This is a genomic window from Pseudomonas sp. Pseusp18, assembly GCF_059506005.1.
This window is the reverse complement of the sequence record NZ_CP169240.1, coordinates 2,767,087-2,785,179: the sequence shown is the minus strand read 5'-3', so window position 1 is coordinate 2,785,179 and position 18,093 is coordinate 2,767,087. Positions and strand designations below refer to the sequence as shown.

Annotated in this window: 10 protein-coding genes; all 10 read left to right on the top strand. The window is 60.3% G+C overall.

Features of this window, described 5'->3' with window-relative positions:
- Window positions 1-639: 639 nt before the first annotated feature.
- The 10 genes from bcsQ (at window position 640) to ACEN9A_RS12585 (ending at window position 17,944) form a co-directional block, all read left to right on the top strand.
- On the top strand, window positions 640-1,725 hold the full coding sequence (bcsQ, locus tag ACEN9A_RS12630) for a cellulose biosynthesis protein BcsQ (protein WP_258673839.1): 1,086 nt from the start codon (window positions 640-642) through the stop codon (window positions 1,723-1,725).
- Window positions 1,722-3,953 (top strand): UDP-forming cellulose synthase catalytic subunit, encoded by a 2,232-nt coding sequence (gene bcsA / locus ACEN9A_RS12625; protein WP_258673837.1) that lies wholly within the window; start codon window positions 1,722-1,724, stop codon window positions 3,951-3,953. Before bcsQ ends, bcsA begins: the two co-directional genes overlap by 4 nt.
- On the top strand, window positions 3,950-6,253 hold the full coding sequence (bcsB, locus tag ACEN9A_RS12620; protein ID WP_258673836.1) for a cellulose biosynthesis cyclic di-GMP-binding regulatory protein BcsB: 2,304 nt from the start codon (window positions 3,950-3,952) through the stop codon (window positions 6,251-6,253). Before bcsA ends, bcsB begins: the two co-directional genes overlap by 4 nt.
- 7 nt (window positions 6,254-6,260) lie before the next feature.
- Window positions 6,261-7,502, top strand: a complete 1,242-nt coding sequence (gene bcsZ, locus ACEN9A_RS12615; RefSeq protein ID WP_258673835.1) for a cellulose synthase complex periplasmic endoglucanase BcsZ — start codon at window positions 6,261-6,263, stop codon at window positions 7,500-7,502.
- Entirely contained in the window at window positions 7,478-11,338 is a 3,861-nt protein-coding gene (locus ACEN9A_RS12610; RefSeq protein WP_258673834.1) for a cellulose biosynthesis protein BcsC, read from the top strand. Before bcsZ ends, ACEN9A_RS12610 begins: the two co-directional genes overlap by 25 nt.
- A 17-nt stretch (window positions 11,339-11,355) precedes the next feature.
- Window positions 11,356-12,024 carry an SGNH/GDSL hydrolase family protein gene (locus ACEN9A_RS12605; RefSeq protein ID WP_026345795.1) on the top strand — a complete coding sequence of 223 codons (669 nt, stop codon included), beginning with the start codon at window positions 11,356-11,358 and terminating at the stop codon, window positions 12,022-12,024.
- Window positions 12,021-12,695, top strand: coding sequence for an alginate O-acetyltransferase AlgF (locus ACEN9A_RS12600; protein WP_258673833.1), 675 nt, complete (start codon window positions 12,021-12,023; stop codon window positions 12,693-12,695). The genes ACEN9A_RS12605 and ACEN9A_RS12600 overlap by 4 nt, the downstream gene beginning before the upstream one ends.
- An 18-nt stretch (window positions 12,696-12,713) precedes the next feature.
- Window positions 12,714-14,123: an MBOAT family O-acyltransferase gene (locus tag ACEN9A_RS12595; RefSeq protein ID WP_258673831.1), complete on the top strand. Its 1,410-nt coding sequence runs from the start codon at window positions 12,714-12,716 to the stop codon at window positions 14,121-14,123.
- Window positions 14,123-15,277 carry an alginate O-acetyltransferase AlgX-related protein gene (locus ACEN9A_RS12590; protein ID WP_258673830.1) on the top strand — a complete coding sequence of 385 codons (1,155 nt, stop codon included), beginning with the start codon at window positions 14,123-14,125 and terminating at the stop codon, window positions 15,275-15,277. The genes ACEN9A_RS12595 and ACEN9A_RS12590 overlap by 1 nt, the downstream gene beginning before the upstream one ends.
- Window positions 15,278-15,520: 243 nt before the next feature.
- Window positions 15,521-17,944 carry a glucose/quinate/shikimate family membrane-bound PQQ-dependent dehydrogenase gene (locus ACEN9A_RS12585; protein WP_258673829.1) on the top strand — a complete coding sequence of 808 codons (2,424 nt, stop codon included), beginning with the start codon at window positions 15,521-15,523 and terminating at the stop codon, window positions 17,942-17,944.
- Window positions 17,945-18,093: the final 149 nt, after the last annotated feature.

Sequence of the window (18,093 nt, the reverse complement as noted above, 5' to 3'; positions counted from 1 at the left end):
AGGTTCTTCCAGTTCATGTCGATATCTCCAGACGTTGAGTGATCCTGTGAGACGGCTTGTGCTGTCTCGTTGGAGTTCATTTGACGCCGATCAGGTATCCCGGATGTGTCACCAACCGCCCATAAAAGAAACAGTCCGTATCGGCATGCGGCCTGGATACACAGAGATACATTTGTGCTAGCAGTGGTGAAACTTGATAAACATAAAAAAGAGACCGATGTTGCTCTTTTCAATTTTCACAAGCTTAAACGAAAGCCAATAGAACAATAACTTTAGCGAAAAACGCGACTCACACTCCGCCCCATTGAAATCGAAGAGATTTCTTTTATCCCTGGAACAGGAATACTCGGAAATTATTTCTTCCGACAAATGCACTTATTACCTGTTACCGCACCACACATCATTGGACAGTTATTATTTTTGCGCACTTCAACATTCACACTTTATACAAACATCACAACACACAAATAACACTTGGACAAACACCAACATGACTCGCTGACTTTTTATAACAATTATTGACACACCTACATGGAAACCCTAAATTAATGGCACTCTGCCAACGCCTAGACGACGCATCAACTTTGTTAAGTTAATGGAATGCTGAGTTTCTAAGTTATTTCATTCCTGGTACAACGCATGAAATATGTAGATGACATTACGAAACTCTTTACACGTTTTGGCGCAAATGCAGAGACTTACCAGGAAATACAACCAAACTATAAAGATTTCAAAGACGACCCGGTTATACCTGCGGTGGCTGAGCCAGAACCGCCGGTCGAGCCGGTGAAAAACACTGTCCTCTCGCCACCATCGCCCAAATCCCCTCCCCTGACCGAACCACCTGCGAGTTCCGCTACCGGTGACCGTCAGCGTTTGAGCGACCTGTTGCGTGAACTCAACCAGGTTCGCCGAGACGGTCTGCCAGAAACGATTCACAAGCGGACGAAGGCGAAGGTCATTGCCATCGTTTCAGCGAATGGCGGGGTGGGTAAAAGCACCGTCGCCGCTGGCCTCGCGAAAACACTTCGGCACCTTGGCGGGCGAGTCATCGCGATTGATCTGGACCCTCAGAACGCGCTGTCCAGCCACTTGGGTATCACCCGGCCGGCTCCCGGGCTGATCCAGCTCAAAGAACAGGACGCCGACTGGAGCGCTCATCGCCTGCCGGGCTTTAGCGAGAGTGAGTGCCTGCCCTTCGGCACTGGCGAGCTGAACGAACGCCGCTTGCTCAGGCAGATGCTGCTTGAAGATGCTGACTGGTTGAATCAGCACCTTGCGTCGATGAACCTCAGCGAAAACGATACCGTGATCCTGGATACGCCTTCGGGTGCGACCGTCTATTCGCAACAGGCACTCGACGCCGCCGATCTGGTGCTGGTGATGACGGTGGCCGACGCGGCCTCCTACCTGGCACTGGACACCATGACCCAGTGGCTGGAAACCAGCCTGCGACGCGCACAGCGGCAGCGGTATGTGCTCAACCAATGGGATGACTCCCGTGCGTTCAGCAGGGACATGGGCGTGCTGTTTCAGCGACGGCTCGGCGCTAACCTGATCGGGACGATTCACCTCGATCACCAGTTCAACGAGTCGCTGGCCTATGGTCGGGACCTGTTGCAGTGCGCACCTGAGAGCATTGGCTGTCAGGACATTCTGTCGCTATCTGCCGCGGTCCATGCCCTGCTGTTCGCGGATGCTTCCAGCCAGCAGGGCACGCCATGACCGTCCAGCTGAATCAGCTACCTGCAAAGACCTGGTGGTTGCAGAAGCTGCTGGATAGCTTCCAGGATCGCTTTAGCCAATGGCCCCTGCGTTGGCGCCTGGGCCTGAAAATCTCAGGCGGGCTGATTGCAGCATTGCTGGTGCTGGGTATCCTCACTGCGCCGCAGAATCTGTATTCCCAGGCCGTGTTTGCCTCCGTCTGTTTTGCCGCCAGCCTGATCATCCGCAAGCAAACCGGGCGTCTGGCGATCCTGACCCTGATCACCCTCTCGCTGATCGCTTCGTTGCGTTACATGTACTGGCGCCTGTCCGACACCCTGGACTTCGATAACTGGCAGGATGCCGTATTTGGCTACGGGCTGGTGCTGGCAGAACTGTATGCCTTGCTCGTCCTGGTCTTCGGCTATATACAGACCGCCTGGCCGCTGCAACGTAAACCGCAGTTTCTGCAACAGCCACCCGCGCAATGGCCGACGGTGGATGTGTTCATTCCCACCTATAACGAAGCATTGGGTATCGTCAAACTGGTGGTACTCGCGGCTCAGGCCATTGACTGGCCCGAGGGCAAACTGCGGGTGCACGTGCTCGATGACGGACGCCGGGAGGAATTCAAGGCTTTCTGTCAGAAGATTGGTGTCAACTACATCACCCGCGACAACAATCAACATGCCAAGGCCGGCAATCTCAACGAGGCACTCAAAGTCACCGATGGCGAGTTCATTGCCGTATTCGACGCCGACCACGTGCCCACCCGCTCCTTCCTGCAAATCACCATGGGCTGGTTCCTAAAGGACCCGAACCTGGCGTTGCTGCAAACGCCGCACTTTTTCTACTCACCCGATCCGTTCGAAAAAAACCTCGATACCTTTCGCTCGGTACCCAATGAAGGTGAACTGTTCTACGGCCTGGTGCAGGACGGCAACGACCTGTGGAACGCGGCATTCTTCTGTGGTTCCTGCGCGGTCATCCGGCGGACTCACTTACTGGAAGTCGGCGGCATCGCCACCGAGACCGTGACCGAGGATGCGCACACGGCACTCAAGCTCAATCGCCGTGGTTTCAACACCGCTTACCTCGCCATTCCACAAGCGGCGGGACTGGCCACCGAAAGCCTTTCCCGACACATCAGCCAGCGCATACGCTGGGCACGGGGCATGGTGCAGATTTTTCGGACTGACAATCCCTTGTTTGGCAAAGGGCTGAACCTGGGGCAGCGCATCTGCTACCTCAACGCCATGATGCACTTTTTCTACAGCCTGCCCCGCCTGGTGTTCTTGACCGCACCATTGGCCTACCTGTTTTTCGACGCGCAGATTTTCCATGCCTCGGCGTTGATGGTCACGGTCTATGTGCTGCCGCATATTTTCCACTCCAGCCTGACCAACTCCAGCATCCAGGGGCGCTTCCGCCATTCCTTCTGGAACGAAGTGTATGAGTCGGTGTTGGCCTGGCACATCATGCGACCGGTACTGCTCGCCCTGATCAGCCCTTCGCTGGGCAAATTCAACGTAACCGACAAGGGCGGCACCGTCGAAAAGGACTATTTCAACTGGAAGCTCGCGCGGCCTTACATCGTCCTGCTGACCTTGAACATGATCGGTCTGGCGATCGGCGTGGTGAAACTGGTCGGGAGTGATTCGGCCGAGGTCACTACCCTGCTGATCAATCTGGTCTGGACCGTGTACAACATCATCATCGTCAGCACCGCCGTGGCGGTGGCCACTGAGTCCTCTCAGGTGCGCAACGAGCCCAGGGTGCCCGCGGATCTGCCCGTGCGCGTCTATCGCGAAGACGGCACATCGTTCGATTGCATAACCCGGGACTTCTCACAAAACGGCGTGGGTCTGGCACTGCCACCGCAAGTTCAGCTCAGCGCCAAAGAGAAGCTGCGGCTGTGCATTCTGCGCACGCCTCCCTCAAGCCTCTTTCCCGCAACAACGATCTTCAGCAACGACAACGTGGCAGGCGTGAAATTCGAGGGTTTGACCCTGCGCCAGCAAAGTGAGCTGGTGCGACTGACCTTTTCACGGGCCGACACCTGGGCCAACACGTGGGGCAACGGCCGCCTCGACGCGCCAATGTCGGCGTTGCGCGAGGTCAGCAGCATTGGCTTGCGCGCCATCCTGCGCTTGTTCGTTGCCACCCTGAAGGACAGCCAGGCGCTGCTGCGCAAACGCCCGGCCACTCCATCACCCATCGACCCCACCGCGGACACGCAACGATCTTGAAGCCTTCCACTCGCCGGACCTTTCCTCCTCGTCGCTCACTCATGCTGCTCGCCTGCTCACTAGTGGGCTGGAGCGACTGGGCGTTGAGTGCTACCACCCCAATCAACGCCACAGAGCCGGCGGTGATGCCGGTCGCATCGTTGCCCGGGACCGATGCCCCGAGCAACAGCTATACCCGCACCCTCAAGGAGCTGGGCAAAAGCTATTCGATGAACCTTAAAGGCGTGGAGGCTACCGACAGTGTGAACTTCAATGTGCGCGCCGATGAAGTCGTCACGGCTGCGCAGGTCACGCTGCAGTACAGCTATTCACCGGCGCTGCTGGCCGACCTTTCGCAAATCAACGTGCTGATCAACGATCAAGTGGCCGCCAGCCTGCCCCTCCCAAAGGAAGAGGCCGGTAAATTGCAGACCCGGACCGTGCAGATTCCGCCGCAGACCATCACCGAATTCAACCGGCTCAGCCTGCAGTTCATCGGTCACTACACGATGCAATGTGAAGACCCTCTGCACTCCAGCCTGTGGGCCAAGATCGGCAACGAGAGCCAGCTGAGCCTCCAGGTGTCCTCGATTAAACAGCCCAACGACCTGTCCGCTCTGCCTCTGCCCTTGTTCGATCGTCGAGACGCCTCGCCCCTGAAGCTGCCCTTCGTGTTCACTGCGCGCCCGGGCGGCCCTGAGCTTGAGGCCGCCGGTATCCTGTCGTCCTGGTTTGGCGCCCTGGCCAGCTACCGCGGCGCAACCTTCCCCGCCAGCCTCACCAGCCTGCCGGCCAAAGGCAACGCCGTGGTGTTTGTCAGCGGCAGCGAATCAACGGCCTTGAGTGGCTTGCCGATCAAAGAGGCCACGGGGCCGACATTGACACTCGTGAGCAACCCGAATGATGCTCAGGGCAAACTGTTGATCGTCTCCGGGCGCGATGGCGCCGATCTCAAGGTCGCCGCGACCGCGCTGGCCCTCGGTGGCTCGGCCTTTTCCGGGCAGAGCGTGGTGATCGACCGGATCGACTCGCTCAAGCCACGCCGACCGTACGACGCGCCTAACTGGCTGCCCTCCGACCGCCCGGTTCGCCTGGGTGAACTGGCCAAGCCCGCAGAACTCAATGTATCGGGTTACAACCCGGGACAAATGACGGTTGCGCTGCGCTTGCCACCCGACCTGTTCAACTGGCGTGAACCCGGCGCACAACTTGACCTGAAATACCGCTATACGCCGCAGCCGGTCTCCACCAATTCCTCGTTGCTGGTCCACTTCAACGATACCTTCATCAAGTCGATCGATCTGCCTTCGATCGAGAAACTCGGCAGCAGCGACAGCCTGCTGGCGATGCTCAAAACCGACGACAGCCTGGCCCGCACGTCGCGCATGCTGTTGCCGCTCAATTCCGTAGCGCTGCAATCACGCCTGCAATTTCGCTTTATGTATGACTACATCAAACAGGGCGACTGCCGCGACATCATCATCGACAACATGCGCGGCGTGATCGACCCGGACTCGACCCTGGACCTCAGCCAATACGAACACTTCATGGCCATGCCCAACCTCGGGGTGTTCAAGGACAGCGGCTTCCCGTTCACCCGCATGGCCGACCTTTCTGAAACATCGGTGATCCTGCCCAACGAGCCAGGCCCGGCCGATCTGAGCGCCTATCTGACCGTGCTGGGCCGCTTCGGCGACTCCACCGGTTATCCGGCCACCGGCGTAAAGGTGGTCCACGCCGACCAGGTGGCCGAGCAACGCGACCGGGATTTGCTGGTGCTCGCCTCGGGCAACAATCAGCCGCTGCTGGAGCAATGGCAAAGCCTGCTGCCGGCCAAGGACGAAGCTGCTGCGCAGTACTTTGAACTGTCTGACCTGCCCTTGCGTCTGCGCAACTGGATCAGCCCGGATACGAAAACCAATCTGCGTGAAGCACGCAACAGCTTCAGGTTCAGTGCTGACGACGGCAGTGCTTATCTGACTGGATTCGAATCGCCGCTCAAAAGTGGGCGCAGTGTGGTGTTTATCGCCAGCGCAAGGCCCAACGGCTTGGCCGATGTGACCAACGCCCTGCTCAGCAGCGAAGAGAACGCCCACGAGTTGCAAGGCAGCCTGGTGGTGGTCAAGGGCAAACATGTCAAATCGCTGGTCGCCGAACAGGATTACTACGTCGGGAGCATGGGCCCATTGCGCTATCTGCAGTGGTACCTCTCGCAAAACGTAATGGCGCTCATGCTGTTCACTCTCCTCGGGGTCCTGCTGCTTGCTTCGATGACCTACCTGGCCCTGCGCTTACGGGCCAAACGTCGTCTTGGCCAATGAGTTGCGCATGCCTGTGTCGTCCATGAGCAGCCGGGCTGTTTCACTTCGCCAGTACCTGCGCGGTAACGCGCGCAGGTTGAGCGTTGTGCTTGCGCTCACCCTGCCGGTGCCTGCGATAGCCGCTACAACTCCCTGTGAGTTGCCGGCCTGGCCACTGTGGCAAACCTATGCAACGCGCTTCGTCCAGGCCGACGGCCGGGTTCTGGAATCGAGCCTGGAGAACAATCACAGCACTTCTGAAGGGCAATCCTACGGCATGCTCTTCGCACTGATCGGCAACGATCAGCCACGCTTTGACAAACTCTGGCGCTGGACATCAGCCAACCTCGCAGGCTCCGCCACCGCCACTCGCCTGCCAGGCTGGTTATGGGGGCAAGGCACGGACGGTCAGTGGCGCTTGCAGGACGCCAATTCGGCTGCCGACGCCGACCTGTGGATCGCCTACGCCCTGCTCGAAGCCGCACGCCTGTGGCATCGGCCGGACTATCGCCAGGATGCCCTGCACCTGATGGCGATGATTGAAACGCAATTGGTCGTCACGCTGCCCGGGCTGGGGCCGATGGTATTGCCTGGACCACAGGGCTTCGTCCTGCCGGATGCGCTCTGGCGCCTGAACCCCAGCTACCTGCCACTGCCACTGTTACGGCGGCTGGCCAAGGAAGCTCCCAACGGGCCCTGGCAAGCGATTGCCAACAACACCGCAACGATGATTGCCCAATCAAGCCACCACGGTTTTGTCGCTGACTGGGTCGGTTATCAAGGCACTTCAGCGCAATCGGGTGTCTTCGTCAGCGACCCGATCAACGGCGACACGGGCAGCTACGATGCCATTCGCGCGTACCTCTGGCTGGGCATGAGTGACACCTCCGAACCGCTGGCAGCGCTCCTGCTCAAACGGCTGGACGGCATGGCTCGCAGCACTGTCGCGACGGGTTCCCCCCCGGAAACAGTCCGGATTCTCCACGGCAGTGTTCAGGGTCAGAGCCCGTTCGGATTCTGGGCTGCACTGATTCCCTACCTTGAGGCCAAGGGGCATCCCCGGTTGGCCGATCAACAACGACAGCGCGTGGAGCTCGCCTTGCAAGAGGCGCTGGCCAGGCCTGACGCCGACGCCAGTCCGCCGCGTTACTACAACTTCATGCTTAGCCTGTTCGCGCTCGGCTGGGCAGATAAACATTACCGATTCCGGGAAGACGGAACGCTGAAACTCTCCTGGGAGACCGCATGCACGCGCACCACCGCACGCTAGCCATCGCCGTCATGAGCGCATGGACGGCTGCTGCACACGCTCAAAGTCCGACGCCACAGACGTTACTCGTCGAGCAAGGGCAGTACTGGCAGTCGCACAACAACCCTCAACGCGCTGCGGAAGTCTGGCAGAAAGTCCTGCTGCTGGACCCGGTCCAGGTTGACGCACTCTATGGCCTGGGCTTGATCGGCGTGCAACAGGGCAAGCCACAACAAGCGCAGCAATACCTCGCCCGCTTGCAAGCCATCCAGCCAACGCCTCGACAGGCTCTGCAATTGGCGCAGGACATCGGCGTGGCCCAACCGCAGAACCAGCAGCGCCTGGAAGAGGCTCGGCGCCTCGTCGATGCCGGTGAGCGTGACAAGGCGACCGCCGTGTTTCGCTCGTTGTTCGATGGCCGTCCACCTCAAGGTACGATCGGCCGCGAGTATTACAACAACCTTGCCTTCAATCAGGCTGACTGGGCTGAAGCACGCAGCGGGTTTCAGCGCCTGCAACGTGAGATGCCCAACGACTCGATCGTCGCGCTGTTTTACGCCAAGCATCTGATCCGCCATGAAGACAGCCGTGCCGAGGGCATTCGCGCCCTGGCCGCGCTGACCCAGCGTACCGACATCGCCGGTGATGCCGACGAAAGCTGGCGCCTGGCGCTGACCTGGATCGGCCCGCCCAATCCGGCACAAGTGCCGTTGTTCGAGACGTACCTCAAGACGCATCCGGATGACGTGGAAATCCGCGCGCAGATGAACAAGGGCAAGCAACAGCCGGCAACGACGGCCAGCAAGGAATGGCAACCGCCCGCCGAAGTCGCGCGCGGCCTGAAGGCGCTCAAAGCAGGCGATCAGGCCACCGCCGAACAGGCGTTTCAAGCACGCTTGAAAACCCAGCCCGATGACGCTGACGCGCTGGGCGGCCTTGGGGTTATTCGCCAGCAGCAACAGCGACTGGCCGAAGCGGAAAAGCTCCTGGGTCAGGCCACGCGACAACACAACGGCAGCCACTGGCAAGTGGCGCTGAACGAAGTGCGCTACTGGTCTGCGTTGCAGCAGGCCCGCGATGCCCAGGCCAAAGGCCAGACAGCCCAGGCACAGGCCTTGGTGAACCAGGCGCTGCGGCAGAATCCAAACGGGGCGGATGCTCTCCTCGCCCTGGCGGATATTCAGGCCAGCGCGGGCCAGTTCGATGAGGCTCAGCGCAACTATCGGCAAGTTTTGAATCTGCGCCGCGACGACCCTCGAGCACAGGAAGGGTTGGTCAATGTGCTGCTCAAGAGCGGCAAGAACGATGAAGCCCTGCAACTGATCAACAGCCTGCCAGCCACCGGACAGGCAAAGACCGGCCAGTCCGCACGCCTGCAAGCCTTGCGCGCGACGCAACTGGCCGCCCTCGCCGAACAACGCAACGACCTGCCCGCTGCGCGCAACGCCTTGCAAGACGCGCTGCGCGTTGAGCCGGACAACATCTGGACACGTTTCGCCCTGGCCCGCCTGAACCTGGCAATGGGCGAACCGCAAAAGGCTCGGGACCTGATCAACACCATGCTCCAGGCCCACCCCGACAATGCCGATGCGCTTTACGTCAGCGCCTTGCTGTCGGTCCAGATGGGTGAGTGGAAAGCCGCCCAGGCAACCTTGGGACGCTTGCGCCCCGACCAGCGCACCCCGGACATGGAAGCGCTGGCCGCAGATGTCAGCCTCAACCTGCAACTCAGCCAGGCGATCGGGTTGGGCAAGCGCGGACAGCGTCAGGAAGCCCTGACCTTGCTCGATCGTATTCAGCCGATGGCCAACAACAGTCCAGATCGCACGGCGAGCCTGGCCTCGGCCTATGTCGAGATCGGCGAGCCGACCCGAGCGCTGGCCCTCATGCGCGGCCAGTTGCAACACACCGCTGCGCCCTCGGCGGACTTCATCCTGCAATACGCTTCGGTCCTGCTTGAGTCCGGAGAAGACGCGCAAGTCAACGAGATTCTGCGCGACCTTCAGAACAAGCCCTTGAACGCACCGACTCGCAAGCGTTTCGACGACCTGCTCCATCTCTATCGCATCCGCCAGGCTGACCATCTACGCGAACAAGGCAATCTGGCCAGCGCGTATGACACGCTGGCGCCCGCGCTGGCGCAACGTCCCGGTGACAGCGCCGCCGTCGCGGCGCTGGCGCGAATGTATTCGGCCAACGGCGACACGGCAAAAGCCCTCGAACTCTACAAGCCGCTGTTACAACGTCAGCCAAACGACCCACAACTGCTGTTGGGTGCCGCCGACGCGGCGGTGTTGGCACATGACACAGGCTTTGCCGAACAGGCACTGCAACAGTTGCTCAAGACCGAATCCGGCAACCCTCAAACGCTGACCGAGGCCGCACGCCTCTACCAGAACATGGGCAAGACCGGCACGGCGACCGATCTGCTGCGCAAGGCAGTGGCCATCGAACAGAGCGAGAAACGCAGAAACCAGAGCGGCCAACTGGCCGGTTCGACAGTGGCGCCCAACCCTTTTGCGGGGGTGTCGGGGCCACGTAGCGAGGTCAGTCGCGACACCTTGCTGGCAGCGATCCCGCCACCGGCTCAGGAGATGCCGGGCAGCGTGAGGTCAACCTCCCCTTTTGGCATCGACGCCCTGCCAAGGCCGCAGCAGGCGAGCAATCCATTCGAGTCGCAGCTGCCGCGCGCAGCACTGCTGAGTGAAGACATCAGCCCCGCACAACTGGCGCTGAATAAAATCCTTCAGGAGCGCAGTGCCTACGTCACCCAGGGCGTGAGCATTCGCAGCAACAACAGTGAGTCGGGGTTGAGCAAACTGACCGATATTGAAACGCCGCTGGAAATCAATATCCCGCTGGATGAAAACCGCGTCGCTCTGCGCGTGACACCGGTCTCGCTGAACGCCGGCAGTGCCAGCGGCGAAGCACTGCAGCGCTTCGGTAGCGGTGCGCAGAGCGAAGGCGCCGGCTCGCAAAAAGCCGAGGGTGTCGGTCTTTCCGTCGCTATTCAACGGCCCGCGGATGGGCTCAAGGCCGATCTCGGCACCACCCCGCTCGGCTTCAAATACACCACCGCCACGGGCGGCATCAGCGTTGATCGCCCGGTGAGCGACTCCTCTAATGTCCGCTACGGGGTGAGCGTTTCCCGGCGTCCGGTGACTGACAGCGTCACCTCGTTTGCCGGCACCACGGACAAACGCAGCGGGCAGTCCTGGGGCGGTGTGACCGCCAACGGCGGGCGTGGCCAGTTGAGCTATGACGACAGCGAAGTCGGCGCCTATGGCTACGCCTCCTGGCACCAGCTGTTGGGCAACCATGTCGAATCCAACAGCCGCAGTGAACTGGGCAGCGGTGTCTACTGGTATCTGCAAAATGCAACAGACAGCAAGCTGACCGTCGGCCTGAGCATGACCGGCATCAGCTACGCGAACAATCAGGACTATTTCACCTATGGGCACGGCGGCTATTTCAGCCCGCAGACATTCTTCGCGCTGGGCGTGCCGGTGACTTGGGCACAACGCACCGGGCGCTTGACGTATCAAGTCAAGGGCTCGGTCGGCGTGCAGCATTTCGAGCAAGACAGTGCCGACTATTTCCCGACCGACAAAGCCCTGCAGGCGGCCTCGGGCCTGCGCTACGCCGGGCAAAGCAAAACCGGGATCGGCTACAGCGTCGCCGCGGCAGCTGAATACAAGCTCGCTTCGAACTTCCTGCTGGGCGCCAATCTGGGCCTGGACAACGCCCACGACTACCAACAATTCAGCGGCGCCCTGTCTTTGCGTTACCTGTTCGAGGACATCAGCGGCCCCATGAGCCTGCCGGTCAGCCCGTACACCTCGCCTTATTCCAACTGATCATTCTGGAGTTTTCGATGCCCACTTCTGCCCTTGCCGGCCTGACTCTCCTTGTTCTTGGGGAGAGCCATATGAGCCTCGCGGACCATTTGCTGGAACCGCTGCACGACAACCTGACTCGCCAAGGCGCCCTGGTTCACTCCATCGGCGCCTGTGGCGCCAGCGCTGGCGACTGGCTGATCAGTAAAAAGGTCGACTGCGGTGCCGAGCGCAAAGGCAACGACAAGATCGTGATCAAGGGCCGTGACGCCACCACCACACCGATCCAGGACCTGATCGCCGCCGACAAACCCGACCTGGTGGTACTGGTCATCGGCGACACCATGGCGTCCTATGACAAGCCCGTGTTTCCGAAGGCCTGGGCATGGCAAAGCGTCACCGGCCTGGCCAAGGCCATCGCGGCCACCGGGACCCGTTGCGCCTGGGTGGGCCCGGCCTGGGGCAAAGCCGGTGGCATGTACCAGAAGAATGATGCCCGCACTCAGTTGATGTCGCAGTTTCTGGCCGCGAACGTGGCACCTTGCACCTACATCGATTCGCTGACGTTCTCCAAACCCGGGCAGTGGATCACCACCGATGGGCAGCACTTCACCGTCGCCGGTTATCAAGCCTGGGGTACTGCGATTGGTGGTGCGTTGGCCAAGTTGCCCGCCAACACCGTCAGCAGCACAGGAGCCGGCAAATGACTCGATCCACATGTGGCTGGGCGCTGCTCGCGCCCTTGATGCTGAGCCTGCACGCCCAGGCCGCCGACATTGCCCTGTACCCGACGGGCCCGGATCAGGACTCGGCCTTCTTGCGCTTTATCAACGCCGCCGACCGCCCCTTGCAGCTGCTGGCCGAAGGCTCGCGGGCCAGCCTCAGGCTCGAGGGTTCGAATGCCGTGTCCGACTACCTGCCCGTGCCCGCCAACCAGCCGATCAAGGGCACCCTGGAACGCAACGGCAAAAGCCAGCCGCTGGACATCCAGGTGGCAGCAGGCGAATTCGCCAGTGTGATCGCTTTGCCCGACAGCGCTCAAGGTATCCGCCAGGTCGTCATCCGTGAGCAACCCGACGATTTCAATAGCCTGAGAGCCTCGCTGGCGTTTATCAGCGCCGATCCAGCGTGCACCCAGGCCGGTTTGCGCGCTGCGGGGAAAAACGCTGACCTGTTCAAGGAGGTGGCCGACGGCAGCGTGCAACGTCGAGCGATCAACCCGGTCAGCCTGTCGGTTCAATTGGTCTGCGCCCAAACCAACGTCGGTGCGCCACTTGACCTCGGCCAGCTCAAGGCCGGCGAACGCTACAGCGTTGTGCTGCTACCTGGTGCAAATGGCCCGCACCTGTTGCTCGCGACTGACGTCCTGGCCCACTGATCGGATCGCGCCACCACCATGGTTTTTGCCTCTCTCGAGTTTCTGACGTTGTTCCTGCCGCTGTTCTTGTGCAGCTATGCAGTGTGCCCAGCCGCCTGGCGCAACGTCACGTTACTGATCGGCAGCTGGCTGTTCTATGGCTGGTTGAGCCCTCGGTTCCTCGCAGTGCATGTGGTGCTGACGATCACGGCGTGGGCCGGCGGCTTGCTGATTGACGCCTTGCGGGAAAAAGACCAGGGCCGCGTGCGGCTACTCGTGACATTGATCGTGCTCAACACGGCGGTGCTGTGCTGGTACAAGTACGCCAACATCGTCGCCGGTACGTTGATCGATGCCCTTGCCTGGTCTGGCGCCATGCCGCTGGACTGGCAGCGAGTCATCATGCCGGCCGGGCTATCGTTTATCGTCTTGCAGGCGATTTCCTATCTGGTGGATGTACACCGCCGCACCGTGCCGGCCGAACGCAGCTTCATTAATTACGCCACCTATATTTCGATGTTCGGCCATTCGGTCGCCGGTCCCATCATTCGCTATGACTGGGTTCGGCGTGAGCTGAATCAGCGTCACTTCAACTGGCAGAATTTCTCGCTGGGCGCACGCCGGTTCATGGTCGGGATGAGCATGAAGGTCCTGGTGGCCGACACCCTGTCGCCGGTGGTCGATGTGGCGTTCAATGTGCAGAGCCCAAGTTTCTCTGACGCCTGGATCGGCTGCCTTGCCTACTCCTTGCAACTGTTCTTCGACTTCGCCGGCTACAGCGCCATGGCCATTGGTCTCGGATTGATGCTGGGCTTCCACTTTCCCGAGAACTTCAACCGTCCCTATCTGGCCAACAGCATCCAGGACTTCTGGCGCCGCTGGCATTTGTCGCTGTCCAGCTGGCTGCGTGACTATCTGTATATTTCGCTGGGTGGTAATCGCAACGGCACCTGGAAAACCTATCGCAACCTGTTCCTGATCATGGCCATCGCCGGCCTCTGGCACGGTGGCGATAGCTGGAATTATCTGCTGTGGGGCAGCGCCCATGGCATTGCGTTGTGTGTGAATCGTGTCTGGAACAGCTCTACCCTGCCCCCGTTACAGCCAGTGTTTTCCCATGGGCTGACCCTGCTGTTCGTCTGCCTGGCCTGGACACTGTTCCGCGCCCCCGACTTTCACAGCGCGCTGAGCCTGTATGCCGGACAGTTAGGGCTGCAAGGCATTGCCCTCGATGACGAACTGTCCGCGACCCTACGCCCGGTACACGGCCTTGCGGGTTTGCTGGGGGTGTTCGGTGTCGTTGCACCGTTGTTGCACCCTTACTGTGAGAAACGACTGGGCGGCCTATTGCTCCACACCACCGCCCTTTGGCCCATCGCCGGTTTCATGCTGTCGTTCGCACTGATCGCCAGTCGCGAAACCGTACCCTTCCTATACTTCCAATTCTGATGACAACCCTAAAGCCTCCCCCGCTCCCTACTCAGCCAGATGATTTGGCGATTCGCAGCAGTCGGTTGGCAGGCGTGGCGCTGCTGATATTCCTGTTCGTCGGACTGTTGTCCTCTGGCCGTCTGATCGTTTCAGGGCAGATCTCACTGTTACCCGGTAAGGTGCTGACCTCGCAGATTCTTGACGGTGATATCACTCATCGGATCGCCAAGGAACTGTCGAACGCTTACCTCCCCACGACCTTCGCCGAGCTGGAGCGCGGAGTCAGTTGGCTGCTCCTGAACGACACCGGGCCGAGGGTTCGCTCAGGTTGTCCTGGCTGGTTGTTTTTGGCCGATGAGCTCAAGGTCAACCATCAAGCGCAGCGCAATGCCGATGCCAAAGCCCAGGCCGTGATTGATCTAAAGCAGCAGCTCTCCCAGCGTGGTATCAGCCTGCTGGTGGTCATCGTTCCAGACAAGAGCCGCATCGCTTCCGAGCAGCGTTGCACACTGCACCGCCCAGCCGCTCTCGAAGGACGCATTCAGGCCTGGACCTCAAAGCTGGATGCGGGCGGCGTGTCGAATCTGGACCTCACCGCGGCGCTGACGCCACTGGGGGCCAGTGCCTGGTTGCGCACCGATACGCACTGGAGCGAATCCGGCGCGAAAACGGCGGCCGATGCCATCACACAGCGCCTGAAGACCCTGGGCATCAGCGCCACGCCAAGCAGGTCGTTCAATGAACGTCATGCCCCGCTCGCGGTTCGACCTGGCGATCTGGTCCATCTGGCGGGCATCGACTGGCTGCCGCTCAAATGGCAACCCGCACCCGACATGGTCGCTCAAACCAGCACCCACGAACTTCCCGTTACGTCAGCCGCCAACCCTGACACTGAGGCAGACCTTTTTGGCGATGCCGACCTCCCCAACACCGCGCTCATCGGCACTTCATTCTCACGCAACTCCAACTTCGCAGGGTTTCTGCAGCAGGCACTGGGCGCCCCCGTGGGTAACTTCGCCAAAGACGGTGGAGCGTTCTCTGGCGCTGCAAACAGCTACCTCAACAACCCGGCTTCCAAAGAAACGCCGCCAAAGCAAATCATCTGGGAAATCCCGGAGCGGGACCTGCAATCGGCGTACGTCGACCCCATTGCCTATCGCTCTTTGCGGTAGGCAATCACACCTGGCTGAAGGCAATCTTCGCCAGCTCGCCCCGTGTGTTCAGGGGCATTTCTCTCGATTGTTACCATCTTCGCAACAGTGTTTCTCCTTTCCGGCAAATGACAATTTGTCGCAGGGCTAGTTTTTTTTGATATCTTTGCGCAATTAACCAAATAGTTAACAACTATTTTCAGACTGCCTTCACTACTTTTAACCCTCCCCACAAACGTTCATGCGTCAGTAGGATCATGCAACATGACTAAGTCTCGACCTTCGGCATCCGTCAGCCGCTGGCCCATCTGGGTCGTCGCCTTCGGTGTGCTGGTATTTGGATTATTCTTCGCAGCAGGTGGTGGCTACCTCGCCACGCTGGGTGGCAGTTGGTACTTCCTGCTCGCCGGTTTCGGTTTGATCGTCTCTGCCGTACTGCTCTTCAAGCAGCGTCTGCAAGGTGCCTGGCTGTTCGCGGCGGTGATGGTGCTGACCGTGATTTGGGCGCTGGCGGATGTCGGACTGAACTTCTGGCCACTGATCTCTCGCTTGTTCGCCCTGGGCGTGCTGAGCCTGTTGGTGGCATTGGTCTACCCCCATCTGCGCAAGGCCAATAGCCTGGCCAGCGGCCGCAGTGGCTACGCTCTGAGCGGTGTGCTGGCAGTCGCCATCGTTGCAGGTGGTGCCGGTATGTTCGTTCCCCATGCCCCTGTTTCGCCGACCGGTGACGGCCCAGGGCTGACAAAGGTCGACCCTGCCAAGGCCCAGAAAAACTGGGAACACTACGGTAACGACGAAGGTGGCGGCCGCTTCGCCGCTCTGGACCAGATCAACCGTAGCAACGTCTCGAAGCTGGTGCCGGCATGGACCTACAACACCGGGGACATCGCGATCAGCGACGGCAATGGCGCCGAAGATCAGATGACACCGTTGCAGGTTGGCGACAAGGTGTTCATTTGCACCCCGCACAACAACCTCATCGCCTTGGATGCCGACACCGGTAAACAGCTGTGGAAGAACGAGATCAACGCCAAGACCCGTGTTTGGCAACGTTGCCGCGGTATCGCCTACTTCGACGCTACCGCCGCGCTCGCCCAGCCTGCTGACGGCAGCACACCTGCCAAGCCCGTTTCGGTACCGGCCGGCGCCAACTGCCAGCGCCGTCTGCTGACCAACACCATCGATGCGCGCCTGATCGCAGTGGACGCCGACACAGGGGAGTTCTGCCAGGGCTTCGGTAACAACGGTCAGGTTGATCTGAAAGCAGGTCTTGGCGACGTCCCTGACTCCTATTACCAGCTGTCATCGGCACCGCTGATGGCCGGGACCACCGTGGTCGTCGGCGGCCGTGTCGCCGACAACGTCCAGACCGACATGCCAGGTGGCGTGATCCGTGGTTTTGACGTCGTCACCGGCGAGATGCGCTGGGCATTCGACCCGGGCAACCCCGAAGACAAGCAGGCTCCGGCGGCCGGCAGCACCTACGTGCGCAGCACGCCCAACAGCTGGGCACCGATGTCCTACGACCCGGCAATGAACACCGTGTTCTTGCCGATGGGCAGTTCGTCCACCGACATCTACGGCGTGGAACGTACGGCACTGAACCACAAGTATGGCGCTTCCGTTCTTGCACTGAACGCAACAACCGGCGAAGAAAAGTGGGTCTACCAAACCGTCCACAACGACCTGTGGGACTTCGACCTGCCCATGCAGCCAAGTCTGATCGACTTCGCCAAAGCTGATGGCAGCAAGGTGCCCGCCGTCGTGATCGGCACCAAAGCCGGGCAGATCTTCGTGCTTGACCGCGCCACCGGCAAACCGCTGACCAAGGTGGAAGAGGTTCCGGTCAAAACCTCGAACATCCCGAACGAACCTTACTCGCTGACTCAGCCGAAATCGGTGGGCATGCCAGCGATCGGCGCGCAAACGCTGACCGAGTCAGACATGTGGGGGGCAACGCCGTTCGATCAACTGCTCTGCCGTATCTCGTTCAAGAAAATGCGTTACGACGGGCTGTACACCGCACCAGGCACCGATATCTCGCTGAGCTTTCCGGGTTCGCTGGGAGGGATGAACTGGGGCGGTCTCTCGACTGACCCGGTACACGGTTTTATCTTCGTCAACGACATGCGTCTGGGCCTGTGGATCCAGATGATTGCGGCGCAGAAAGATGCCAAGACCTCTTCCGGTGGTGAAGCACTGAACACCGGCATGGGCGCGGTACCGCTCAAAGGCACCCCGTATGCAGTGAACAAGAACCGCTTCCTGTCGGTTGCCGGCATCCCTTGCCAGGCACCGCCTTTTGGCACACTGACCGCGATCGACATGAAAACCCAGAAAGTCGCGTGGCAAGTGCCGGTCGGCACCGTCCAGGACACTGGCCCGTTGGGTATCAAGATGCATCTGCCGTTGCCGATCGGCATGCCGACGCTGGGCGGTACGCTCTCCACCCAGGGCGGCCTGGTGTTCATCGCCGGTACACAGGACTACTACCTGCGCGCCTTCAATTCCGCCAACGGACAAGAGGCCTGGAAAGCCCGGCTACCCGTGGGTAGCCAAGGTGGCCCGATAACATATGTGTCGCCGAAAACAGGCAAGCAGTACGTTGTCATCACCGCGGGTGGTGCGCGTCAGTCGCCCGATCGCGGCGATTATGTGATCGCTTACGCGCTGCCTGACAGCAAGTAAGCCGGGAACACCTGAAAGCCGCTGCCGCCCTATGAGGGTGGCAGCGGCTTTTTGTTGCTGTTTACGACTGACCTAAACCATACCCCAAAAGCGAGATAAATCCGATCCATCCCGGGCTACCCTGGCACAAACTGGGACACCTCCTGCAA